At 44.7% G+C, this 24,117-nt stretch carries 21 protein-coding genes; 16 read left to right on the forward strand and 5 right to left on the reverse strand.

Going from position 1 to position 24,117, the window contains the following annotated elements; all coding sequences use genetic code 11:
- The first annotated feature begins 120 nt into the window (after positions 1 to 120).
- Positions 121 to 2,655: a DNA topoisomerase III gene (locus BMY60_RS09110; protein WP_090333077.1), complete on the forward strand. Its 2,535-nt coding sequence runs from the start codon at positions 121 to 123 to the stop codon at positions 2,653 to 2,655.
- A gap of 117 nt (positions 2,656 to 2,772) precedes the next feature.
- On the opposite strand, the gene BMY60_RS09115 is transcribed toward BMY60_RS09110, so the two are convergent.
- Positions 2,773 to 3,027 (reverse strand): hypothetical protein, encoded by a 255-nt coding sequence (locus BMY60_RS09115; protein WP_256250776.1) that lies wholly within the window; start codon positions 3,025 to 3,027, stop codon positions 2,773 to 2,775.
- A 369-nt stretch (positions 3,028 to 3,396) separates the two neighbouring features.
- Here BMY60_RS09115 and aroA point away from each other — a divergent pair, with 369 nt between their 5' ends.
- The 10 genes from aroA (at position 3,397) to fba (ending at position 15,356) form a co-directional block, all read left to right on the forward strand.
- The gene (gene aroA, locus BMY60_RS09120; RefSeq protein WP_090333079.1) at positions 3,397 to 4,710 is read left to right on the forward strand and encodes a 3-phosphoshikimate 1-carboxyvinyltransferase; all 1,314 of its coding nucleotides are present in this window, start codon (positions 3,397 to 3,399) and stop codon (positions 4,708 to 4,710) included.
- A gap of 9 nt (positions 4,711 to 4,719) precedes the next feature.
- On the forward strand, positions 4,720 to 5,403 hold the full coding sequence (cmk, locus tag BMY60_RS09125; RefSeq protein WP_090333081.1) for a (d)CMP kinase: 684 nt from the start codon (positions 4,720 to 4,722) through the stop codon (positions 5,401 to 5,403).
- A 138-nt stretch (positions 5,404 to 5,541) separates the two neighbouring features.
- Positions 5,542 to 7,251 (forward strand): 30S ribosomal protein S1, encoded by a 1,710-nt coding sequence (rpsA, locus tag BMY60_RS09130; RefSeq protein ID WP_090333082.1) that lies wholly within the window; start codon positions 5,542 to 5,544, stop codon positions 7,249 to 7,251.
- Positions 7,252 to 7,260: 9 nt separating this feature from the next.
- A complete protein-coding gene (locus BMY60_RS09135) occupies positions 7,261 to 7,545 on the forward strand; it encodes an integration host factor subunit beta (RefSeq protein ID WP_090333084.1) in 285 nt (94 codons plus the stop codon).
- A 177-nt stretch (positions 7,546 to 7,722) separates the two neighbouring features.
- A complete protein-coding gene (locus BMY60_RS09140; RefSeq protein ID WP_256250777.1) occupies positions 7,723 to 7,968 on the forward strand; it encodes a LapA family protein in 246 nt (81 codons plus the stop codon).
- A 309-nt stretch (positions 7,969 to 8,277) separates the two neighbouring features.
- On the forward strand, positions 8,278 to 10,293 hold the full coding sequence (gene tkt, locus BMY60_RS09150; RefSeq protein WP_090333088.1) for a transketolase: 2,016 nt from the start codon (positions 8,278 to 8,280) through the stop codon (positions 10,291 to 10,293).
- Between the two features lie 59 nt (positions 10,294 to 10,352).
- Entirely contained in the window at positions 10,353 to 11,354 is a 1,002-nt protein-coding gene (gene gap, locus BMY60_RS09155; RefSeq protein ID WP_090333090.1) for a type I glyceraldehyde-3-phosphate dehydrogenase, read from the forward strand.
- A 173-nt stretch (positions 11,355 to 11,527) separates the two neighbouring features.
- The gene (locus tag BMY60_RS09160; protein WP_090333091.1) at positions 11,528 to 12,706 is read left to right on the forward strand and encodes a phosphoglycerate kinase; all 1,179 of its coding nucleotides are present in this window, start codon (positions 11,528 to 11,530) and stop codon (positions 12,704 to 12,706) included.
- A 19-nt stretch (positions 12,707 to 12,725) separates the two neighbouring features.
- Positions 12,726 to 14,189, forward strand: coding sequence for a pyruvate kinase (pyk, locus tag BMY60_RS09165; RefSeq protein ID WP_090333093.1), 1,464 nt, complete (start codon positions 12,726 to 12,728; stop codon positions 14,187 to 14,189).
- 102 nt (positions 14,190 to 14,291) lie between these two features.
- Positions 14,292 to 15,356 carry a class II fructose-bisphosphate aldolase gene (fba, locus tag BMY60_RS09170; RefSeq protein ID WP_090333094.1) on the forward strand — a complete coding sequence of 355 codons (1,065 nt, stop codon included), beginning with the start codon at positions 14,292 to 14,294 and terminating at the stop codon, positions 15,354 to 15,356.
- Positions 15,357 to 15,695: 339 nt separating this feature from the next.
- Here fba and BMY60_RS09175 read toward each other — a convergent pair whose 3' ends face one another.
- The 4 genes from BMY60_RS09175 to BMY60_RS09190 all read right to left on the reverse strand — a co-directional run bounded on the left by BMY60_RS09175 (position 15,696) and on the right by BMY60_RS09190 (position 18,923).
- A complete protein-coding gene (locus BMY60_RS09175) occupies positions 15,696 to 16,367 on the reverse strand; it encodes a CYTH domain-containing protein (protein ID WP_090333096.1) in 672 nt (223 codons plus the stop codon).
- Positions 16,368 to 16,385: 18 nt separating this feature from the next.
- Positions 16,386 to 16,658, reverse strand: coding sequence for an oxidative damage protection protein (locus BMY60_RS09180; protein ID WP_090333097.1), 273 nt, complete (start codon positions 16,656 to 16,658; stop codon positions 16,386 to 16,388).
- A 95-nt stretch (positions 16,659 to 16,753) separates the two neighbouring features.
- Positions 16,754 to 18,100, reverse strand: a complete 1,347-nt coding sequence (gene argA / locus BMY60_RS09185) for an amino-acid N-acetyltransferase (protein ID WP_090333099.1) — start codon at positions 18,098 to 18,100, stop codon at positions 16,754 to 16,756.
- A 79-nt stretch (positions 18,101 to 18,179) separates the two neighbouring features.
- Positions 18,180 to 18,923: a 16S rRNA (uracil(1498)-N(3))-methyltransferase gene (locus tag BMY60_RS09190; protein WP_090333101.1), complete on the reverse strand. Its 744-nt coding sequence runs from the start codon at positions 18,921 to 18,923 to the stop codon at positions 18,180 to 18,182.
- A gap of 171 nt (positions 18,924 to 19,094) precedes the next feature.
- Here BMY60_RS09190 and BMY60_RS09195 point away from each other — a divergent pair, with 171 nt between their 5' ends.
- The 5 genes from BMY60_RS09195 to BMY60_RS09215 all read left to right on the forward strand — a co-directional run bounded on the left by BMY60_RS09195 (position 19,095) and on the right by BMY60_RS09215 (position 23,878).
- Positions 19,095 to 19,652: a thioredoxin family protein gene (locus tag BMY60_RS09195; protein WP_090333113.1), complete on the forward strand. Its 558-nt coding sequence runs from the start codon at positions 19,095 to 19,097 to the stop codon at positions 19,650 to 19,652.
- Between the two features lie 2 nt (positions 19,653 to 19,654).
- A complete protein-coding gene (locus BMY60_RS09200; RefSeq protein ID WP_090333102.1) occupies positions 19,655 to 20,449 on the forward strand; it encodes an inositol monophosphatase family protein in 795 nt (264 codons plus the stop codon).
- Between the two features lie 55 nt (positions 20,450 to 20,504).
- Positions 20,505 to 21,941, forward strand: a complete 1,437-nt coding sequence (gene trkA / locus BMY60_RS09205) for a Trk system potassium transporter TrkA (RefSeq protein WP_090333104.1) — start codon at positions 20,505 to 20,507, stop codon at positions 21,939 to 21,941.
- A 16-nt stretch (positions 21,942 to 21,957) separates the two neighbouring features.
- On the forward strand, positions 21,958 to 23,415 hold the full coding sequence (locus tag BMY60_RS09210; protein ID WP_090333105.1) for a TrkH family potassium uptake protein: 1,458 nt from the start codon (positions 21,958 to 21,960) through the stop codon (positions 23,413 to 23,415).
- Positions 23,416 to 23,491: 76 nt separating this feature from the next.
- Complete coding sequence (locus BMY60_RS09215) at positions 23,492 to 23,878, forward strand: response regulator (RefSeq protein WP_090333106.1); 387 nt, start codon at positions 23,492 to 23,494, stop codon at positions 23,876 to 23,878.
- The last annotated feature ends 239 nt before the right edge of the window (positions 23,879 to 24,117 follow it).

Consider the following 24,117-nt stretch of genomic DNA (forward strand, 5'->3'; position numbering starts at 1 on the left):
GCGCGTGTTCAGTATGATTATGGGAGGCGAGCCGGTTTTCCGCGAAGGCCGCAGCAGACCCGTGTGTGATGATAACGTAGTTATAAAAATGACTGATTCTCGTCAGTTTGAGGAAAAGTCATGAGCAAGTCACTGGTTATTGCTGAGAAACCTTCTGTTGCAACCGATATTTCGCGCGTATTGGGTGGATTCACAAAGTATACGGATTATTTTGAGAGCGACGAATATATAGTTTCATCGGCTGTAGGTCATTTGCTGGAACTCGTTGTGCCGCAAGAATACGAGGTTAAGCGGGGTAAATGGAGTTTTGCAAATCTGCCGGTAATCCCTCCGCATTTTGATTTGAATCCCATTGAGAAAACCGCTTCCCGGTTAAAGCTTTTGACCAAACTGATCAAGCGCAAGGATGTTGATACCATTATCAATGCCTGTGATGCAGGGCGAGAGGGCGAGTTGATTTTTAACTATATCGTCCGTCATACCGGTACCAAGAAACCGATTAAACGGCTTTGGTTACAGTCTATGACGCCGGATGCGATTCGGGAAGGCTTTGTAAATCTTTTGGAAAATTCAGAGGTATGGTCTTTGGCAGAAGCTGCAGTCAGCCGTTCTGAATCTGATTGGCTGGTCGGCATTAATGGTACCCGTGCCATGACTGCCTTTAATTCTCAGGAAGGCGGTTTTCATAAAACAACAGTTGGTCGTGTGCAGACGCCAACATTGGCGATTCTTATCGAGCGTGAAGAAAAAATCAAGAAATTCAAACCAAAAGATTACTGGGAAGTGCAGGGAAAATTCGCCACTGAAAATGGCAGCTATCTTGGTAAATGGTTTGATGAAACGTTCAAGAAGAATAAAACCAATGCTGAGCTCAAGCCGGATCGTATCTGGGACCGGGAAAAAGCGGAAGCAATCCGTGTCGAGTGTGAAGGAAAACCGGGTATTGTCAGTGAGGAAAGTAAACCATCTAAAGAAACATGCCCGTTGCTGTATGATCTGACCAGTCTGCAGCGTGATGCCAACAGCCGTTTTGGATTCTCCGCCAAGGCAACACTTGGGTTGGCGCAGGCCTTATATGAAAAACATAAAGTTCTGACCTATCCGCGAACAGATTCGCGTGCCCTGCCGGAGGATTATGTTGCAACTGTGAAGGATACCATGGCTAATCTGGAAGATACTGCTTATGGGGAATATGCCAAGCGGGTACTGGGGTCAAATTGGATAATACCTAGTAAACGTATTTTTAATAATGCCAAGATTTCTGATCATTTTGCCATTATCCCTACCCTGCTCAATCCTAAGAAGCTCAATGAGGCTGAGGCTAAGCTTTATGATCTGGTGACTAAACGTTTTATTGCAATATTTTACCCTGCAGCAGAGTTTTTGATTACCACGCGGATTACCCGGGTTGAAGATGAGCCGTTTAAAACTGAAGGAAAGATCATGGTCAACCCCGGATGGCAGGCAGTATATGGCAAGGCGGCGCAGGATAAGGCGGAAGACGCTGCGTCGTTGATAGCAGTCAATCCAGATATGCCTGTAACAGCTTCGGAAATCAACGTGATTGCCAATCAAACGCGCCCGCCTGCCAGATTCACTGAGGCGACGTTGCTGTCGGCTATGGAAGGTGCCGGTAAGCTGGTGGAAGACGAAGAATTGCGTGCGGCAATGAGTGAAAAGGGGCTGGGCACGCCCGCGACCCGGGCCGCAATCATCGAAGGATTGGTTTCGGAAAATTATTTGTTAAGGGTCGGTCGTGAGTTACATCCGACTGCAAAAGCATTTTCGCTGATTACATTGTTGCGTGGCCTTAAAATTCCGGAACTGATTTCGCCGGAACTGACGGGAAACTGGGAGTTTCAGTTGCGGCAGATTGAAAAAGGCGAGTTGAAACGCAGTGCCTTTATGGAAAAAATTGCGGATATGACGCGACATCTCGTCGAACAGGCAAAAACGCACCGTGGTGAAACAATTGAAGGGGATTTTTCTACACTGAGATCGCCTTGTCCTAAATGTGGAGGTGTGGTACAGGAAACTTATAAAAAATTCAAGTGTCAGCAATGCGATTTTGCTGTCTGGAAAATATTGGCCGGGCGTCAGTTCGAAGTTGATGAGATGGAGACACTGATCACGCAAAAAGAAGTTGGTCCGTTGCAGGGATTCCGCAGCAAAATGGGACGATTGTTCAATGCTAATATCAAGCTAACAGATGATTTTGAAATGAAGTTTGATTTCGGAAATGACGAGGAAGACCAAACGCCTGTTGATTTCTCAAACCAGTCGCCACTCGGAAAATGTCCTTTGTGTCAATCTGCAGTATATGAACATGGTATTTACTACATCTGTGAAAATGCAGTGGGCGCATCACGATCTTGTAGTTTTAGAATGGGAAAAATTATTCTGGACCGGCCAATTGAGCCGGGGCAAGTAACAAAACTGCTTGCGGCTGGAAAAACGGATCTGCTTACAAAATTCGTTTCCAAAAAAGGCAGGCCTTTTTCAGCATATCTTGTCAGAAATCCTGACGGTAAAATTGGATTTGAATTTGAGCAAAAAAAATCCAAAACGGCAGCGAAGACGTCAGCTGATGGAACACAACCCAAGTCTAAAAAGACTGATCGATCAACAGGAGCAAGCAAAGAAACTTCGCGGTAGTATCGGGTACAATAATGTGTAAACTGCTTTCATCGATGGATATTTGCGTATGAAAAACAAAACCAGGCATCGGGATAGTTGTGAATTATCCCGATGCCTGGTTTTGCGGCCAGATATTTACATATAAAAGTTGATAATATATTTGATCACGCCCCCTGAGGCCACGATGATCATAATCAGACCGCCGATGATCGCTGTTCCTTCTATGATAATGGAAAAAAAAGCGCGCCCTGTATCTTCAAATTCTTCCTCGCCTGAAATATTTCTGCGGCTTTCCCTTCGGCTTTTTACCCATAGCTGTAACCAGATCGCGACTGGAATCGCCAACAGGGAAAACATTAAAGCAATTTCTGCATCTTCCATGTAAAACATGTTAATCCTCTTTAATTGTAATGTTGTTATGACATTATTGTTTTTTTACATTTAGCATTGGTTTGTATTTGCGCATGTTATTTTTTCGTGGCGCGGTATACTAAATGCTAAAATTGTATAATTCTTGGATTCAAGAAACTTGATTGTAAACTGCAAAGCAATTTGTCAATAGATTACCTTAAACAAACGGGGTTAATAAAGTGTATTGTGAATTGTGGGCATGTAAATTTTAACATTTGAAGTATAGGTATCGAAATACGTGGCAGTTCAGTTTTGTTTGCCGGAAAATTTCTTGTTGTGTTGTTCTATAAAAATATTTTTATTGTGTGATATGCGTTATCATCCATCCTTTTTTATTTATAAGATGTCATGAACTGGCTTGATTTACCGGCCATCAAAACAGCGCAGGGCATTATCCGGCTACCTGGTTCCAAAAGCATATCCAATCGACTCTTATTGCTCGCCGCGCTGGCGCAAGGGGTTACGCATGTTCGGGATTTGCTTGCCTCGGATGATACGGACTATATGCTCAAGGCGCTGACCGAACTAGGTGTGGATATTACGCAAACCGGTGATGACAGTTACCGGATAGTCGGTACGGGTGGTCAGTTTAAGGTGAGGAAAGCAGATTTGTTCCTGGGTAATGCAGGTACTGCCTTTCGTCCTCTGACGGCGGTGCTGGCGCTAATGGAAGGGCGGTACCGGTTGTCTGGCGTTGCGCGAATGTGTGAACGACCTATTGGTGATTTGGTCGATGCTTTGCGCAGCATCGGTGCGGATATTACCTATTTGGACAATCAGGGTTATCCGCCGTTGCAAATCAATCCGGCGGCACTGGACCGTGGAGATATCCATTTGTCGGTAAAAGGTGATGTATCCAGTCAATTTTTGACTGGACTGCTGATGGCGCTACCGGTTACAGGAAAAAAGGCGGTGATTGAAGTATCCGGCATTTTGATCTCGCAACCCTATGTGGCGTTGACGCTTGCGCAAATGCGGAAATTCGGAGTGGTTGTGGAACATATATCGTGGCAACGGTTTATCTTGCCGGCACATCAGTATTATTGCAGTCCCGGTGATGTCATGGTTGAGGGCGATGCGTCGTCGGCATCATATTTTCTCGCTGCTGGCGCTATTGGTAGTGGCCCGGTGCGTGTGCATGGTGTTGGGTATGAAAGCGTACAAGGAGACGTGAGGTTTGCTGAAGCGTTGGAGGAAATGGGCGCATGTGTTCGTATGGATGCGCACTGGATCGAGTCGAGCTGTCCGCACGCAAGGACGGCGCATCCTCCTTTGCGCGCGATAGATTTGGACTGTAACCATATGCCGGATGCGGCAATGACGCTTGCAGTTACCGCATTATTCGCAAACGGCGTAACGACGCTTAAAAATATTGCAAGCTGGCGTTTGAAGGAAACGGATAGACTTTCAGCAATGGCTAAAGAGCTTAAAAAGCTGGGTGCGGATATTGAGGAAGGCGCCGATTATATCGGAATTTCACCGCCCAAAAATGGATTAACGCCGGGTACGACGATTGATACGTATGATGATCATCGTTTGGCGATGTGTTTTTCTCTGGCAGCTTTTGGGGTACCTATACGCATCAACGATCCGGGTTGTGTATCCAAAACTTTTCCTGATTATTTCGATCAATTCAAGCAAATTGCACGTTTTGAGGAATAAATAGCGTATATGGTCTTAAACAACAGTATTCCGGTCGTTGCAATTGACGGGCCTTCGGCATCCGGAAAAGGGACCGTAGCGCAACTGGTAGCAAAAACGCTTGGTTTTCATTATCTGGACAGTGGGGCATTATATCGTTTGGTGGCATTAAAGGCGCTGCAGACCGGCGTCAGACCTGCAGACGAAATTAAGCTTGTGGAAATTGCTTTAAATTTGGATGCTGTTTTTAAAGGCGAGGAAATCTATCTTGATAATACGCGGGTTACTGAAAAAATCCGTACTGAGGAGTGCGGTAAAATGGCTTCACAGCTTGCATCTTATCCGCGTGTAAGAGAGGCGCTAATTGTGCGTCAGCGTTCTTTCCGGCAGTCGCCAGGTTTGGTTACTGATGGGCGCGATATGGGTTCAGTCATATTTCCGGATGCAATATTAAAGGTTTTTTTGACGGCAAGTCCTGAAGCACGTGCAGAAAGACGGTATAAGCAGTTGATAGAGAAAGGAATAAATGCTAACATTGCCGATCTGCAAAGAGATATTCTAAAGCGTGACGAGCGTGATTCAAGTCGTAGTGTTGCGCCTTTGCGGCAGAACACGGATGCGAGGTTGCTCGATACAACCTCGCTTTCTATTTTGCAGGCACAAAATAGTGTGCTTGAATGGTACAGAGAATACTGTGCCAATGAGAGGGTTTGAAAGTTTACTGTACTATACCCGTAGACTCGTCGCTCCGCGATTTGTTTAGTTACCTATTACAGGTGCAGGATTTTCAAACAATTTTTTAACTAGCCCAATCTTCTTGTTAAAGAAGGAAAATATCAGGTATTTTTTATAATGACTAATGCTTCCATCGTAACTAAATCCTCAGAAAGCTTTGCTGATCTGTTTGAAGAAAGCCTTGCGCGTCAGGAAATGCGCGCTGGTGAAGTCATCACTGCTGAGGTAGTGCGTGTTGACTATAATATTGTTGTCGTTAATGCCGGTCTAAAATCAGAAAGTTACATTCCTGTAGAGGAATTTAAGAATGACAGGGGTGAAATCGAGGCGAAGCCCGGTGACTTTGTCAGTGTTGCGATCGAAACGTTAGAAGACGGTTACGGAGAGACGCGGCTGTCGCGTGACAAGGCCAAGCGGTTGACTGCATGGCATGAACTTGAAGAGGCCATGGAGAGCGGCAAGATTGTAACCGGTATGGTCAATGGTAAAGTGAAAGGTGGTTTGACAGCGATGATCAACGGCATACGTGCGTTCTTGCCGGGATCTCTGGTGGATATCCGGCCTGTAAAGGACACCACGCCTTATGAAAATAAGGAAATGGAATTCAAGGTGATCAAACTGGATCGTAAGCGCAATAATGTTGTAGTTTCGCGACGTGCGGTGCTCGAAGAAACGCAGGGAGCAGATCGTGAATCGTTACTGGCCAGTCTGGAAGAAGGTTCCGTTGTGCAGGGTATCGTTAAGAATATTACCGATTATGGTGCATTTGTTGATTTAGGCGGCATCGATGGTCTGTTGCATATTACGGATTTGGCATGGCGACGTGTTAAGCATCCGTCCGAAGTGGTTAGTATCGGTGATGAAGTAACTGCAAAAGTACTCAAGTTCGATCAAGAAAAAAACCGTGTTTCACTTGGTATGAAACAATTGACTGAAGATCCGTGGGTAGGTTTATCGCGCCGCTATCCGCCGCGGACGCGACTGTTTGGAAAAGTGACCAATCTGACGGATTACGGTGCATTCATTGAAATAGAACAGGGCATCGAGGGGTTGGTGCATGTTTCTGAAATGGATTGGACGAACAAGAATGTTTATCCGTCGAAAGTAGTTCAACTGGGCGATGAAGTCGAAGTAATGATACTCGAGATTGATGAGGAACGTCGGCGTATTTCTCTGGGCATGAAACAGTGCCAGGTAAATCCATGGGAAGAGTTTGCCATGAATCACGAGAAAGGTGACAAAGTGAAAGGCCAGATCAAATCCATTACCGATTTTGGTGTTTTCATCGGGCTGCCCGGCAACATAGATGGACTGGTGCATTTGTCGGATTTGTCGTGGAATCTGCCTGGCGAAGAAGCGGTTTGCAGCTATAAGAAAGGTGATGAGATTGAAGCAGTTATACTGTCTATCGATGTGGAGCGTGAACGGATATCGTTGGGTATCAAACAACTTGAGGACGATCCATTCAACAGTTTTATCGCGGTCCATGATAAAAACAGTATTGTTGAAGGAACTGTAAAATCGATTGACGCAAAAGGCGCGGTAATCGCTCTGAATGATGAAGTCGAAGGTTATTTACGCGCTTCAGAAATCTCGCGAGATCGAGTGGAAGATATCCGCACTCACTTAAAAGAAGGTGAAAAAGTGGAAGCAATGATTGTCAATGTCGACCGCAAGAATCGCGCCATCAATCTGTCGATTAAAGCGAAAGACAAATCGGATGAAACCAGTGCCATGCAAAAAATTAAAGCACCTGCAAATGCGGGAACAACCAGTCTGGGTGCTTTACTCAAAGCTAAGATGGATAGTAAAAATACAGAGCAATAAGGAATATTCATGACGAAATCTGAACTGATTTCCCGGCTTGCGGCTCGTTTTCCGCAACTAGTAGCAAAAGATGCCGAACTTTCTGTCAAAATGATCATTGACGCAATGGCAAAAAGCCTGGCCGAAGGTCAACGAATAGAAATTCGTGGCTTTGGCAGTTTCGATCTGAATTATAGGCCGCCAAGAATCGGCCGAAACCCCAAATCAGGCGATAAGGTAAATGTGCCAGCGAAATATGTCCCGCATTTTAAAGCGGGTAAGGAAATGAGAGAGCGTGTTGATTACAAGAACTAATATAATCAAATGTTTTTATTGTCGGCGTTGATTGTTTTTGATTGAACGGATGGCTTGATTAATGCATAAATAGTACGTGTATATCGAATCGCCGTCTTGTCAGAACAAACTGCGTCGCAAGTAATTTTCTCATCAAACGAAATAGCAATTGATCAAAACCCTTAAGGCTAGACTATCATGCAACTCATAACATGGCTACTGCGATTAATCATATTTGTCGTGCTGATTTGTTTTTCTCTGATTAATTCTAAAGATATTACATTGCATTACTATCAACACCAGTCGGTGGAATTGCCCTTAAGTGTTATTCTGTTGGTTTTTTTTGCGTTGGGCGTTTTACTGACAATACTTACTACACCTCGCAATACCGTTGCTAAAAAAGTCGACCGCTTTCAATCTGACCGGGTCGGCGGACAAGAATAGAAAATACGCTGTAGTTTATTTTTCTCGTGGTACAAATATGGCTAAATAACATTGACTGTTTAAATAGCTGTAAATTTGCAGCTGGCTTCCGAACAAACTAAGGTTTTACCTGAAAAGTAAAGCTCTGATTTGTTCGAAATTAAGCTTTTAGTTGTTGTTTCTTAAACCATTTTAAGCGATAATATCCGTTTTGGCTAAATGGCTTGGCTTGCGCAGCTTTTTGGTAAACTATTGTAAAAATAACATTTGCCTGAAACAAAAATTCAGATATCAAAAATATAAGGAATAAATTAAAGGGAGCGCGTATCAATGGATGCATTCAAAGATTTTGAAAAGCCGGTATTTAAAAACATGACCAGCGCAATACGGGCGTTGGCCATGGATGCCGTGCAAAAGGCCAATTCTGGCCATCCCGGTATGCCAATGGGTATGGCAGAAATCGCTGAGGTATTGTGGATACATCATTTTCGGCATAATCCTGAAAATCCAGCATGGTTTGATCGTGACCGTTTTGTGTTGTCAAATGGGCATGGTTCCATGCTGATTTATGCACTGCTTCATTTGACAGGTTACGATCTGCCGATAGAAGAAATTAAAAAATTCCGTCAACTGCATTCCAAAACGCCGGGACATCCAGAATATGGCTATACGCCCGGTGTTGAAACAACAACGGGGCCGCTGGGGCAAGGTGTTACCAATGCAGTGGGCATGGCAATTGCTGAAAAAGTTTTGGCAACAGAATTTAATCGCCCGGGATTCGACATTGTCAACCACTATACTTATGCTTTTCTTGGGGATGGCTGCCTGATGGAAGGTATTTCTCATGAAGCGTGCTCTCTGGCGGGCACTTTGGGCTTGGGCAAGCTAATATGCTTCTACGATGACAATGGAATATCAATTGACGGTCATGTAGAAGGTTGGTTTACAGACGATACACCTAAACGGTTTGAATCTTACGGTTGGCATGTGGTGCCTAATGTAAACGGACATGACCCGGTTGCCATCGAAGCGGCGATTGAGGCGGCAAAACAAATCAATGATAAACCCACCATGATATGCTGCAAGACCGTCATTGGTCATGGCTCTCCAAATCTGGCAAATACACATTCTGTGCATGGCGCTGCGCTGGGCGAGGCTGAAATTGAGGCCACGCGACCCCATATCGGTTGGCATCATCCGCCTTTTGAAATTCCGGATGAGATCTATAGTGAGTGGGATGCGCGGAAGAAAGGCAAGCAGTTGGAGAAGGACTGGAATCAGAAATTAGAGGGATATGCCAACAAGTATCCGTCTGAAGCGGCTGAGTTCAAGCGCCGCATGGTTGGCGAATTGCCAAGTAATTGGACAAGCCATGTTGAAGCTGTGATTAATGAAGTCAATGGCAAAGCGGAAACTATTGCTAGCCGTAAAGCTTCGCAAAATGCGATCGAAGGACTGGCGCCAGTATTGCCTGAACTCATTGGTGGATCAGCAGATTTGGCCGGTTCTAATTTGACATTATGGTCGGGATCAAAAGCTGTGAGCCGTGAAACGGGTGGAAATTATATCTATTATGGTGTACGTGAATTTGGTATGAGCGCTATCATGAATGGGTTGTCATTGCATGGCGGTTTGATTCCTTACGGCGCGACCTTCCTGATGTTTTCGGAATATGCGCGTAATGCACTGCGTATGGCTGCGCTGATGAAAATTCGTAATTTGTTTATATTTACGCACGATTCTATCGGTCTCGGTGAAGATGGTCCGACGCATCAGCCAGTAGAACAAGCCGCAACATTACGCCTGATCCCGAATATGGATGTATGGCGACCTTGCGATACCGTTGAGTCAACTGTCGCGTGGGCGCGCTCGATAGAACGGACAACCGGTCCGTCCACATTGATTTTCAGTCGGCAGAATTTGCCGTTTCAGAAACGGGATGCAGCGACGCTCAAAATGATAGATAAAGGTGGTTATATCTTGTCTGAAGCCGGAAACGGACAGCCGCAGGTGGTTTTGATTGCAACAGGCTCCGAAGTCAATCTGGCGGTACAGGCGCAAGCGGCGTTGGCAAAAGAAAATATACAGGCAAGAGTGGTTTCCATGCCATGCACGCAACTATATGATCGCCAGGATCAGGCCTATCGGGAAAGCGTGTTGCCACGCGGTGTAGTCAGGGTTGCAATTGAAGCGGGTGTAACGGATTATTGGCGTAAATATGTGGGACTGGAAGGCGGCGTTGTTGGTATCGATACCTTTGGTGAGTCGGCCCCGGCAAATGTGCTGTTCGAGCATTTTGGATTTACTGTTGCAAATGTGGTTAAAACAGTTAAGGATGTGTTTTAACAGCATTTGAAAAGCGCGGTATTCAAGCGGAAAGGATTTTTATTTAAGGAGTTTTAGGTATGACAATTAAGGTAGGTATTAATGGATTTGGCCGTATTGGTCGTATGGTTTTTCGTTCAGCAGTACAGAATTTTCCTGATATTGAAGTGGTTGCGATAAATGATCTGCTGGAACCGGATTACCTTGCCTATATGTTAAAGCATGATTCCGTGCATGGCCGCTTCCAGGGAGAAGTATCGATTGAAGACAATACACTGATTGTGAATGGCAAACGTATACGTCTGACAGCCATTAAAGATCCTGCCGAATTAAAATGGAATGAAGTTGGTGCGGATGTTGTGGTTGAATCAACCGGCCTCTTCCTGACACAGGAAACCTGTAAAAAACACCTGGTTGCCGGCGCCAAGAAAGTCATCATGTCAGCTCCTTCAAAGGATGATACACGTATGTTCGTGTATGGTGTGAACGATAAAACTTATAACGGTGAGGCTATCGTTTCCAATGCATCTTGCACGACAAACTGCCTTGCGCCTATCGCCAAGGTATTGAATGATAAATTTGGTATCAAACGTGGTTTAATGACAACAGTCCACGCAGCTACGGCAACGCAGAAAACCGTCGACGGACCCTCAAATAAAGACTGGCGCGGTGGTCGTGGTATTCTGGAAAATATTATTCCTTCTTCGACGGGTGCAGCCAAAGCAGTGGGCGTCGTTATTCCTGAATTGAACAAGAAATTAACCGGCATGGCATTTCGTGTGCCGACATCCGATGTATCGGTGGTTGACCTGACCGTTGAATTGAAACAGGATGTGCCATATGACGAAATCTGTAAAGCTATGAAAGATGCTGCAGATGGCGAGATGAAAGGTGTTTTGGGTTATACGGACCAGAAAGTGGTTTCTACCGATTTTCGTGGAGAAAGCTGTACATCGATTTTTGATGCAGAAGCGGGCATGGCGCTAGATGGAAGTTTTGTAAAAGTTGTCGCTTGGTACGATAATGAATGGGGATACTCAACCAAACTGCTGGAAATGGTGCGTACCATAGCGAGTAAATAAAGATTAAAATGGTTTGACATGGCAGAATATAGGAAACAATCCATGGTACTTAATGAATATTAAGTCAATTGTTGACTGTTATCTGCCAAAGAATTTTTTAGTGATGAATCCATAATAAAGGGTAGCAGAAGCTATCCTTTATTCATTTTAAGATAAATCAGGAGTAGTCTGCTGTGTCTGTTATTAAACTTGTAGACCTTGAACTCAAGGGAAAACGTGTTTTTATTCGCTCCGATCTGAATGTGCCTGTCAAAGATGGTAAAGTAACATCGGATGCGCGAATTGCTGCCTCAATGGCGACGATTAATTTTTGCCTGAATGCCGGCGCGAGAGTAATGGTAACGTCTCATTTGGGGCGTCCGGAAGAGGGAGAATGGACAGAGGAAAACTCACTGAAGCCTGTTGCCGATGATATTTCCGCCCGATTAAATAAATCGGTTCGATTAATAAAAGACTGGGTAGATGGCGGTTTTGAAGTTGCCGAAGGCGAGTTGATTGTATTGGAGAATTGCCGCATCAATAAGGGTGAAAAGAAAAATTTGGAAGAAACGGCACGGAAATATGCAAGTTTGTGTGATATTTTCGTCATGGATGCATTTGGGACCGCGCATCGTGCGCAGGCCTCAACGCATGGTATAGCGCAGTATGCGCCAATCGCCTGTGCAGGGATTTTATTGACTGGAGAGCTGGAGGCGTTGACAAAAGCGTTGCACGAGCCGGCAAGGCCTATGGTGGCGATCGTGGGTGGATCGAAAGTATCTACAAAGCTGACCGTGCTGGAATCATTGTCGGAAAAAGTTGATCAATTGGTTGTTGGCGGCGGTATAGCGAATACATTTCTAAAAGCGACCGGAAAAAATATTGGGAAATCATTATGTGAGGATGACCTTATCCCAACAGCAAAATCGCTCATGGACAAAATGAGAAAACGAAGCGCATCTATTCCCATCGCAGTCGATGTGGTAGTTGGAAAAAAATTTGATGCCGGCGAGTCTGCCATCTTGAAGGATGCAGAGGCCGTTGCAGATGATGATATGATCTTTGATATCGGCCCTAAAAGCGCGCAAGCGCTAGCAGATATTATTATGAAAGCGGGTACTGTGGTCTGGAATGGCCCAGTAGGCGTTTTCGAGTTTGATCAATTTGGTGCAGGCACTGAGAAAATTGCGCGGGCCATAGCTGATACGAATGCATTTACACTAGCGGGTGGCGGCGATACGATAGCGGCAATTCAAAAATACAATATCTATGACAAAATATCATATATATCAACAGCTGGAGGTGCGTTTCTAGAGTTTTTGGAAGGCAAAAAACTGCCTGCAGTTGAAATACTTGAGAAGCGCGCCAGTTAATTTTTAAACAAACAGTGTAATGATTCGCAGAACAAAAATTGTTGCCACTCTTGGTCCTGCGAGCTGTGTGAATCCGAAAGTGCTCGAACGCATGATACAAGCTGGCGTAGATGTGGTTCGGATCAATTTTTCACATGGAACGCGAGAGCAACATTTGAAACATGCAGAGATGACGCACTCAATTGCTCAATCTTTGGGCAGTACTGTGGGAGTGCTGGCTGATCTGCAAGGCCCGAAAATACGTATTGGTGAATTTGAGCAAAGCAGAATTAAACTGAAAGTCGGCGATCCGTTTATACTGGATGCTGCCTGTATTCTGGGTAATCAGGAAAGGGTCGGTCTTGATTATAAGGAATTACCTAATGATTTAGAGGCCGGCGCAACATTGTTGCTGGATGACGGGCGTATTATTCTAAATGTCACCAAGGTCAAGGGTGACCAGATTTTTTGCCTTGTTGAACAGGGTGGTGTGCTGTCCAATAATAAAGGAATTAATCGCAAGGGTGGTGGGCTAGGTGCACCTGCATTGACAGCCAAAGATTTGGAAGACATTAAAATTGCTGTCGAAATGAAGGCTGATTATCTGGCGGTTTCTTTTGTGCGATCAGGTGATGATATAAGAAATGCCCGAGAAATGATGCTCGCGGCAGGTGGAAAAAGCCTCATCATGGCAAAAATAGAGCGTTCAGAAGCGATTCTGGCGTTAGAAGACATCATTGATGCATCCGACGCGATTATGGTTGCAAGAGGGGATCTGGCAGTGGAAGTCGGGGATGCTGCAGTACCCGCGCTCCAGAAGAAAATGATACGTGCTGCTCGCGGCAATAATAAAATCGTTGTAACGGCAACGCAAATGATGGAGTCGATGATAACCAGCCCGATTCCGACACGCGCAGAAGTTTCTGACGTGGCAAATGCAGTGCTGGATGGAACAGATGCCGTCATGCTGTCGGCTGAGTCGGCTGCGGGAGAATATCCCATTGAATCTGTGGCGGCAATGGCGCGGGTGTGCCTCGAAGCGGAAAAAGAATACCTTGTAAATATTGACAGACGTCAGCCGGTCAGGCCGCCTGTTTCGATTGAAGAAGCGATTGCAAGGGCAACGATGTTTACGGCAACCGGCTTAAAGATTCGGGCCATTGCTGCATTGACGCAAAGCGGTGAGACTGCGTTACTCATGTCCCGAAGAAGCTCTAAGGTACCCATTGTTGCGCTGAGTCCGCACGAAAGTACACGCCGGAAGGTGACACTATTCAGAGGCGTTTATCCAGTCGAGTTTGGTGATGGACTGAATGACCCCGAAGAAATTCTCGAGCTTGCGGAAAAAGAATTGTTTAGCCGAGGTATTGTACGTAATGGGGATATTATGGTTATGACCATTGGTGAACCTATCGGTAAAGCAGGTGGAACCAATACGATGAAAATAATCAAAGTAGGTGAAAACATTATAAAAGAAGAAGACACGATCTTGGAGAATGCATAGTGATGCAACTTTTATGCATGCCCGGTAATTTTGTCGAATATAAAGTATTAATATACTGACCGAATCATTAACATATCTTTAAATCTTGTGAAGGAGAGATAAATGGCACTTGTATCATTAAGACAACTATTGGATCATGCGGCTGAGAACGATTATGGGTTGCCCGCATTCAACGTCAATAACCTCGAGCAAATCCATGCCATTATGCAGGCGGCTGATGAATGCAATAGCCCGGTGATCATGCAGGGTTCAGCCGGCGCAAGAAAATATGCAGGTGAGCCTTTCTTACGTCATTTGATTGCGGCGGCAGTGGAGGCGTATCCGCATATTCCAATCGTGATGCATCAGGATCACGGTGCGTCTCCTTCCGTTTGCATTAATGCTATCCGCAGCGGATTCTCAAGTGTCATGATGGACGGTTCTCTGGAAGCTGATGCGAAAACACCAGCATCCTATGAATATAATGTCAATGTTACGTCTGAGGTCGTAGGCATAGCACACTCGGTGGGTGTCTCTGTTGAAGGTGAATTGGGTTGTCTGGGGTCCCTGGAATCCGGTATGGGTGAAGCAGAGGACGGTCATGGTGCTGAAGGTAAACTGTCGCACGATCAGTTGCTGACCGACCCTGAAGAGGCCGCCGACTTTGTTAAGAAAACAGGTGTGGATGCGTTGGCAATTGCAATCGGTACCTCGCATGGTGCCTACAAATTTACCCGTAAACCAACGGGTGATATTCTGGCAATCAAGCGTATTAAAGAAATTCATCAGCGTATTCCCAATACCCACTTAGTTATGCATGGTTCGAGTTCCGTGCCGCAGGACTGGCTGGAAATTATCCGGCAGTATGGCGGTGACATAAAAGAAACTTATGGCGTGCCAGTTGAGGAAATCCAGGAAGGAATCAAAAATGGCGTGCGCAAAGTCAATATTGATACCGATATTCGCTTGGCCATGACAGGTGCAATTCGACGTCATCTGAACCAGGATAAAAGTAATTTTGATCCGCGCAAGTTTTTAAAGGAAGCGACAGCTGCGGCCAAAGAAATTTGTAAAGCCCGTTTCGAAGCATTTGGCTGCGCTGGGCAGGCAAGCAAGATCAAAGCTGTCAAACTCGATGATATGGCGGCACGTTATTCTAAGGGCGAACTCGATCCGGTTGTGAAGTAACGCAGTAATAAGACAGCGATAAATTTATAAATAATACATCTAAATTTTTGCCTTATTGCTTATTAAGGCGAAAATTTAGAATCATTAATAGGAGATATGTAAACCCTCCGCCTTTAGGCGGATACTTGTGAAAACCTTCTCCCCTTGGGGAAAAAGTTTGGATGAGGGGAAGCGGCATAGCCGCTAGGGTAGATGTGGTTGTGTTCATAGACGCCTACTCTAGTTCTCGCCTTTAAGCGGACGGTCGGCCAAATGGCCGACTAATCCGGCTTTTAGCCGTAACCTGAAGCCACCGGCTTTAGCCGGTGGAGTATTCACATGAATAACGGAGAGTCGGGTTTATGTGCCTGATTCTCCGCTTTGATGTTTGGAGCCTGGTTTCTGTAAAAGTAACGCGTAGCCACGCATCGCTTTGTTTTTATTATCCGGAATAAGCGGACAGGGACTGTTTTTTTGCAGTGCTTTTGAAAATTGGAATAATTGCGTAATATTGCCAGACTTCAATTCTAGCTCTATCTCACAAATTGACTCTGAAATATCCGTATGCAGCCGTTTGGTAATGATTCGCCCTTCATCGATACAAAGTTCGAGTCTGAAGCCCTTCGCAGGTTTAAGCAAGTAAACAGTCCGAATAAAATCAGTTGCAAAAACAGGCCGCAGCAACTGACGGAGCGTTCGATCAGAAAAAAAATACCTGAGTTTTTGGTTGGATAGTTTTGAGAAATCGGGCCTGTCACCGGAAATCGTATATTCGCATTCATGGTGTTGATGCAAACCATCGTGAATCGTTCCGCCACTTTTAATCGTCTGAGTCCAGTGCTCGTCTGTTTTGCGTAGTCTGAGTGCGATACGGTTTTTCTTCAATATAAAATCAGGTGTATCGTAATATACACTGTATAGATTCTGCTGAATTGGTTTCGTAGAGCTGAATATTTTTAAGAACGGTAGCTGTTTGATTTGTACTGCAAATTGTTGTGGAAAACGCAGCTTTAATTCGATCTCTGTGGGCACGTCACAAGTACAGTTGTTTTAATTTTCTGGTGAAACATAACCTTCAGGCTGCTCGATGCCATGACCGAAAAAATGCGCTTCCATTTGTTCGGCCAGATATTGGCGAGCTTTACTGTCAGAAAGATTGAGACGATTTTCATTAATTAACATGGTTTGAAGCTTGACCCATTCGTTCCAGGCTTCTTTTGAGATATGTTCAAAAATGCGTTTGCCTAATTCGCCGGGGTATGGCTGAAAATCCAGTCCTTCAGCTTCATGTCCTAATTTGATGCAATGAATCTTTCTTGCCATTTGCAATAAACCTCGTATCGTGAAATTATAAATCCGTAATTATGGCGATTCGGTCAGCCAGAGTAAACATCAGCCGATCCAAACCGGTTCTTACGCTATGCCTTGAGGAGTTTTATGAACACCTTGGACTTACGTTTATAGTTATACAAATCTTGCTTGAGTTTGGGTAGTTTATCCAGTGTTGTCTCTCGAAACGCATGCTCAATAAACCAATGCGTCGCATGTGTGGTTAACACGAATAGCTTGTCGTGTCCCTGTGATAAAGTGATTTCTTCGACTGATTTTAACAGCCGGTTGCCGTAGCCAAGATTACGATAAGAGGGATGAACGGCCAAGCATGCCAATTCACATATTTGATCCTGAGGAAACGGATACAACGCAGCGCAGCCAATGATCATACCGTCATGCTCGAATACAATGAAACGGTTAATTTCAGTTTCGAGTAGTTCTCGGTTTCTTCGAACCAGTATACCTTCGGTTTCAAGTGGTTCGATCAATTGTAAAACACTGCCAACATCGTCAATGCGTGCTTTACGGATTGATTCAAGTGATTCCCGGGAAACCATGCAGCCAATGCCATAATGCGTGAATAATTCTTTCAAAATGGCGCCATCCGTGTGGCGGCTGACTAGATGCGTGCGTGTTACATTTCTTTCGCAGGCTTTTATAGCGCATGAAAGCAATTTTGTTATCTCTTCAGGTAAAACGGTTGAGGTGTTGACATCGTTCTGAAGTATTAACTTGCACTGCGCAACGGTCAATTCCCGGGGTAATGGTGATTTTTCATAATTTAGCAGCGTATCATCTTGGTCAAGCGAATCGAAGAGAAAAATTAGTTTCTCAGCGTGTAAGGCGCTGGCAACTTCTGTTGCAACATTTTCCAGCGTCAGGTTGAAAATCTCACCTGTAGGTGAATAACCTAACGATGAAATTAATACGACATCGCCCAAACTCAGGCGGGCTTCGATGGCAGAAACATTGACTTTGCGTACTTTACCGGTATGCATGAAATCCACGCCATCGATAACGCCGAATGGGCAGGCGGTAATAAAGTTGCCGCTGGCTACTTGAATGGCAGCATTAGCCATAGGAGAATTCGGTAGTCCCATGGATAAAAGCGCTTCAATTTCAAGGTGTGTGCGTCCGATAGCTTCTTTTGCAAACTGCAATGAGGTAACATCGGTAATGTCAATGCCCCTGGCTGAATTGATCTTAAGTTGGTTTTCGTTTAGGTGTTGGAGAATCTGCGGGCGGGCACCATGCACTAATACTAGTCGAACACCAAGGCTGGCAAGCAAATTTATATCGTGAATAAAACTGACAAAATTTTCATCGGTGACCATTTTGCCACTGAAACCAATGACGAAGACCTTTTCTCTGAATGTATGAATATAAGGGGCGACCGAACGAAACCATGCAACAAAATCTGCGGCAACTTTCATAGGAAACAGTTCTAAAGACAATAAGGTTTTAAATTTAAATGGTCAGTCTTTGTGTAATATATATTGTTCAATAATGTACTTAAAAATCGCCCCAGTGCATTTGTAGCGCGGCAATTGTTGCCAGTGCGGCTGTTTCCGTTCTCAATATCCGTTTCCCTAAACGTAAAGACAAAAAGCCCGCTTGTTGTAGAATAGCTGATTCTTCCGGGGTTAATCCGCCTTCCGGTCCTATGATTAATGTAAAACGTGAAGGCGGTTGTGATATTGGTAAATTTTTTGGACTGATACTCCCGGTAACCGAAAGCATAAAGTTTAAATGATCTGGTTCGCAGTTTTTTTTCTGGCTGGCCCAGTCGATGAATGAAATCAAGGGAGAGATGGTCGGTATAAAATTTCTACCGCATTGCTCGCATGCCGAAATAATTACACGCTGCCAGTGCCTTACCCGTTTCATTGCGCGCTCGTTGGTCAGTCGTACAACGCTGCGTGTGGTTGTAATTGGCCGGATACAGGTGACCCCTAGTTCAACGGATTTTTGTATAATCAAATCCATTTTTTCATTTGCACAAAGCGCTTGCACAAGTTCAATTGTGAGCAGCGATTCACGCTCAACCGCATTAAATTTATCAATAATGACTGTTGTGAGACCTTTTCGGTCGTTTATAATGCGTCCCCAAAATTCTCCGCCTTTTCCGTTGAATAAAATAACGGAATCGCCTGTTTTTGTGCGCAGCACCCGGGTTGCATGATGTCCGACGGTTGATGCTAGCTTAATGGTTTGCCCTTCATGAATATCGCCGGCATGAAAAAAACGAGGTGGCATACTCCAGATTAGTGCGTTAAGTGACAATGGCAATTTGCATACTCATGCTAATATATCATGATTGCTCATGGGATTTACTATGAGTTGTAGGGTGATCAGGTTATACAAGTAAATTGATGTATGACAGTTTGAATTGTCATTGCACGATAGATACAAAGGAGAATGATTGACATGGCAAGTTTAGAGACGCCTGTATGTGAATTTGGTTGGAAAGCGGTAGATTTTGATTTATTGGGTGTTGACGGAAAGCGTCATAACTTGGCTTCGGCTAAAGGTGAAAATGGATTGCTGGTCATGTTTATTTGCAACCATTGTCCCTATGTAAAGGCGATTCAGGATAGACTTGTCCGGGATGTAAGCGAATTAAAGCAATACGGCATTAATGCTGTCGCAATTATGTCGAATGATCCTGCTGACTATCCTGAAGATTCGTTCGATAACATGATGCGTGTTGCTGCGGAGTTAAATTATCCATTTCCCTATGTATGGGATGAGACACAGGAAGTCGCCAAAGCCTACGGGGCTGTGTGTACCCCTGATTTTTTTGGTTTTAACAGCGCGCTTGAGCTGCAGTATCGTGGCCGCCTGGATGCGTCACGCAAAGAGGCCGCAGCGCCAGATGTGCGGCGTGATTTGTTTGAAGGCATGCTACAGGTTGCAAAAACAGGCCGAGGGCCTGAAGATCAAATTCCTAGTATCGGATGTTCAATCAAGTGGCGTTCAGAGTAAACGTGTTAGACGATGTTATTGCAGTTGTCAGAAAAGTGGCGCGGGAAGAAGTTATGCCGCGCTATCTGCAGGTTACCAGGCAAATAAAAATTGATGGCAGCAGCTATACTGAAGCAGATGTTGCTGCGCAAGCGGTTTTGTTTAAAGCGCTTTGCGCCATCCGCCCGGGTGCCGTGATGGGCGAAGAAATGTCTGAGGAAGAACAACATACTCAGTGGCTTCGTGGAATAAATGGGGAATCAGATGGTTTGTGGAGTATAGATCCAATTGATGGTACATCCAATTTTCTCAATGGCTTGCCTTATTTCGCGATTTCGGTCGCTTGGATGAGGCAGGGCAAAAGCGTGTTAGGTGTTGTTTATAATCCAGCTACCGATGAAATGTTTTATGCTGAGCAGGGACGCGGCGCTTTTTTGAATGATAAGTCCTTACCGATTAAAAGTCATGCATCTAAATTGTCGACTGCAATCGCCAATGTTGATTTAAAGCGTCTGCGTAAAAAGCTTGCAGTAGAAGTTGCTGCGAATCCGCCGTACGCCTCACAACGTAATTATGGTGCATGCGCACTGGAATGGTGTTATACCGCAGCAGGCTTTTTTGATTTGTATTTACATGGCGGTCAAAAGCCATGGGATTATGCGGCCGGTAGTCTGATACTGGAAGAAGCGGGTGGTTATATGTCCGGCTTTGAGCATGATGATTACTGGGCCGGCCCTCCTTGGCGGCGTTCTGTTATTGCAGCACTGGATGCGGATTTATTTGTACGTTGGCGTGATTGGGTGCGCGAACATCAATAAAATTTTTAGGAAGCAGCCAGTCTTTCATGCTTTGTAGCGCGCAGGTGAAAAATAATTGAAAATAATCATTCTTGGAGCAGGCCAGGTCGGGGCATCCGTTGCAGAAAGTCTGGTAAGTGAAGCCAACGACATAACAATGGTCGATGTCGATCCAGAACGGTTGTCTTTGCTGCAGGATCGATTGGACTTGCGTACAGTAGTCGGTAACGCTTCACATCCATCCATACTGGTGAGTGCAGGTGCTGAGGATGCAGATATGGTGCTCGCGGTTACAGCACACGATGAAACAAATCTTGTATCCTGCAAGCTGGCAGCGTCTCTATTTAACACGCCCACTAAAATCGCGCGTATCCGGTCCTCGGAGTACCTTGCGCATTCGGAAATATTTTCGACAGCAAATTTTTGCGTTGATTTCGCGATTTGCCCGGAGCAGATTCTGACAGAATATATTGAAAATCTAGTTGAATTTCCTGAGGCATTACAGGTGCTGGATTTCGTCGAGGGAAAAGTCAGCCTGGTGGCAGTGCGTGCTTTGTACGGTGGGCTTCTTGTAGGACAGCAATTACAGGAGTTGCGTAAACATGTGCCGAACGTCGATACGCGTGTTGCAGCAATTTTCCGTAAGAACCGTCCGATCATTCCTGAGGGCGATACGATAATCGAGGCGGAAGATGAAGTGTTTTTTATTGCTGCATCTGAAAATATTCGTGCTGTAATGCGTGAACTGCGTAATATGGATAAACCGGTAAAGCGTGTCATGATTGCAGGTGGCGGCAAGATAGGCAGACGTCTTGGGAAAACGCTGGAGAAAGATTATCAGGTCAGAATCATTGAGCAGAATTATAAAGTCAGCGAACGGCTTGGGGCCGAATTGCATCATACACTGGTTTTACATGGTGATGCGACAGATGAAAAACTGCTTGAAAGCGAAAATATTGCCGAGATGGATATGTTTTGCGCAGTAACGAACGATGACGAAAACAACATTATGGCAGCATTACTGGCCAAGCGTCTGGGTGCGCGCAAGGTAATTGCCTTGATTAATCGGCGTGTCTATGTTGATCTGGTGCAAAGTGGCGGTATAGATATTGCCATCTCGCCAGCGCAGGTTACCATTGGTTCATTACTCGCTTATGTGCGCCAGGGTGATGTGGTGGCGGTCCACAGTCTGCGACGTGGAGCGGCCGAAGCGCTTGAACTGGTAGCGCACGGCGACCCACAATCGTCCAATGTGGTAGGCCGGAAAATTGAAGATATCGAATTGCCCAAAGGTGCTACGATTGGTGCAATAGTGCGCGGTTTGCCGCTTGCGAGTGATGTTTACGATGCAGCGTTTAAAGAGCATGCTAATACTAAGGTTGCAGTCAAAGTCATCATTGCACACCATGATACGGTGATTGAATCAGGGGATCATGTCATTCTGTTTGTAGTTAACCGGAAAATGATCCGGGAAGTGGAAAAATTGTTCCAGGTAAAGGTTGGTTTTTTATAAGCAGAGTAATAGTTCAATGAACCAACTTCTTGCTGTTGTCAATGTGCTTGGCAAAATGATCATGGTATTTGGATTGACAATGCTGTTTCCACTGGGCTTGGCTTTATTAATCAACGATGGCGCAGGCTGGGTATTTGAAGAATCCATCCTGATGACATCAGGTATTGGTTTAATTATGTGGTTAGTCACGCGCCGTTACAAACGCGAACTGCAAACACGTGATGGTTTCTTGCTGGTTGTGCTTGTGTGGTCGGTTTTGCCTGCTTTTGCCATGTTGCCGTTTTTGTTTTATTTGCCCGAGTTAAGCGTAAGTATGGCATATTTCGAGGCGGTTTCAGGTTTAACGGCAACAGGGGGAACAGTATTGACCAATCTAGACCATTTGCCGTTATCGATCAATTTGTGGCGAGGTGAAATCGTCTGGTTAGGCGGCATGGGTTTGATTGTGCTGGCAGTTGCGATTTTGCCTTTACTGGGTGTGGGTGGGCGGCAAATTTTCAAGGCTGAAACGCCGGGACCCATGAAGGAAAGCAAATTAACGCCGCGGATAGCAGAGACCGCCAAAGGGTTGTGGTTGATTTATGCCTGGTTGACACTGGCATGCATAATGGCTTATCGATGGGCAGGCATGGATTGGTTTGATGCGGTCATGCACGCTTTTACCACGCTCGGACTGGGAGGATTTTCATCGCATGATGCAAGTTTCGGTTATTGGGATTCACCCTTGATCGAATTGGTTGCCATGTTTTTTATGCTGATAGCGGGGATAAATTTTGCTACGCATTTTCTCGCTTGGCGCGCTAAAAATTTAATTTCTTATCGGTCTGATCCCGAAGCTGGCTGGTTTTTGCTTATTATGCTTGCGTGCTGTCTGGGATTTTCGCTATATCTGTGGTTCGTTGGTATTTATACCGACCCTTTGACAGCTTTGCGATATGCTAGCTTTAATGTTATTTCTGTGGCCACTACTACTGGCTACAGCAGCACAGATTATAGTGTGTGGCCAATTTTTATTCCATTCTGCATGCTTTTTTTATCCGCTTTTTGTACTTCTTCCGGTTCTACCGGGGGAGGTATTAAAATGATGCGTGCGAGAATCCTTTATCATCAAGTATATCGCGAGTTAATAACCATGATGCATCCCAACGCGGTTACACCTGCAAAACTTGGAAAAACAGTTATTTCCAGTCGCATTGTATTTGCGGTTTTGGTATTCATTTTTATTTACTCTGTCAGTATCGTTATTATGACATTGATTCTGACATTGAGCGGATTGGACGAAATCACGGCTTTTTCGGCTGCGGTCGCTTGCATCAATAACCTTGGTCCAGGGCTTGGCGGGGTTGGTCCAGCTTCTACGTATGAATCATTAACAGACTTTCAGACGTGGGTTTGCAGTTTTGCCATGTTGTTGGGGCGATTGGAGTTTTTCACATTGCTGGTCGTTTTTATTCCCGCTTTCTGGAGGAAATGAATTGCTCGTTACAATACATGCGAATGGCAGCTAAATGTGTATGCAATTAGCGGTTTAAAAGCAAGGGGGAGTTCAAGTGGGGAATTTAAAACCATTAGGGGGTGTTAAAGTGCTGATTGTCGATGATAGCAGCACAATTCGAAGAAGTGCCGAAATTTTTTTGAATGATTTTGGGTGTGAAATTATTTGTGCTTTAGATGGTTTTGACGCTATGGCTAAAATTGTTGAAAATCATCCGGACATTATTTTTATTGATGTTGTTATGCCGCGGCTGGATGGTTATCAAGCATGTCAGTTAATTAAAAAAAATCCGCGTTTTCAAGCTACTCCTGTCATTATGCTGTCAAGTAAAGATGGATTATTCGATAAAGCAAGAGGCCGCATGGCCGGTTCAAATGAATATCTGACCAAGCCTTTTACAAAAGAAGAATTATTACAGGTTATCCAGATGCATGCGTTGTAATTCAGCAACAATTATATAGTATCGTTATTTATCGTTGCTAATTAAAAGGTAAATTTTCTTGAGTCGTGAAAAGCTAGGTTATAAAAATTATGAGAAAGCTGTAAAAATTATTAACAGTATGATTATTATAATTAATATAGTGTTTATACCCAGAGTCCCCACGGTTGTAGTGGAGATTTTATGACAAATGACTTGACTTTATGGTGTAAGGTCGACTAGCCTGTGGGACGCAGCGGTTG

The sequence above is a fragment of the Nitrosomonas sp. Nm51 genome, from assembly GCF_900111165.1.
In the GTDB taxonomy this organism is placed as follows: Bacteria; Pseudomonadota; Gammaproteobacteria; order Burkholderiales; family Nitrosomonadaceae; genus Nitrosomonas.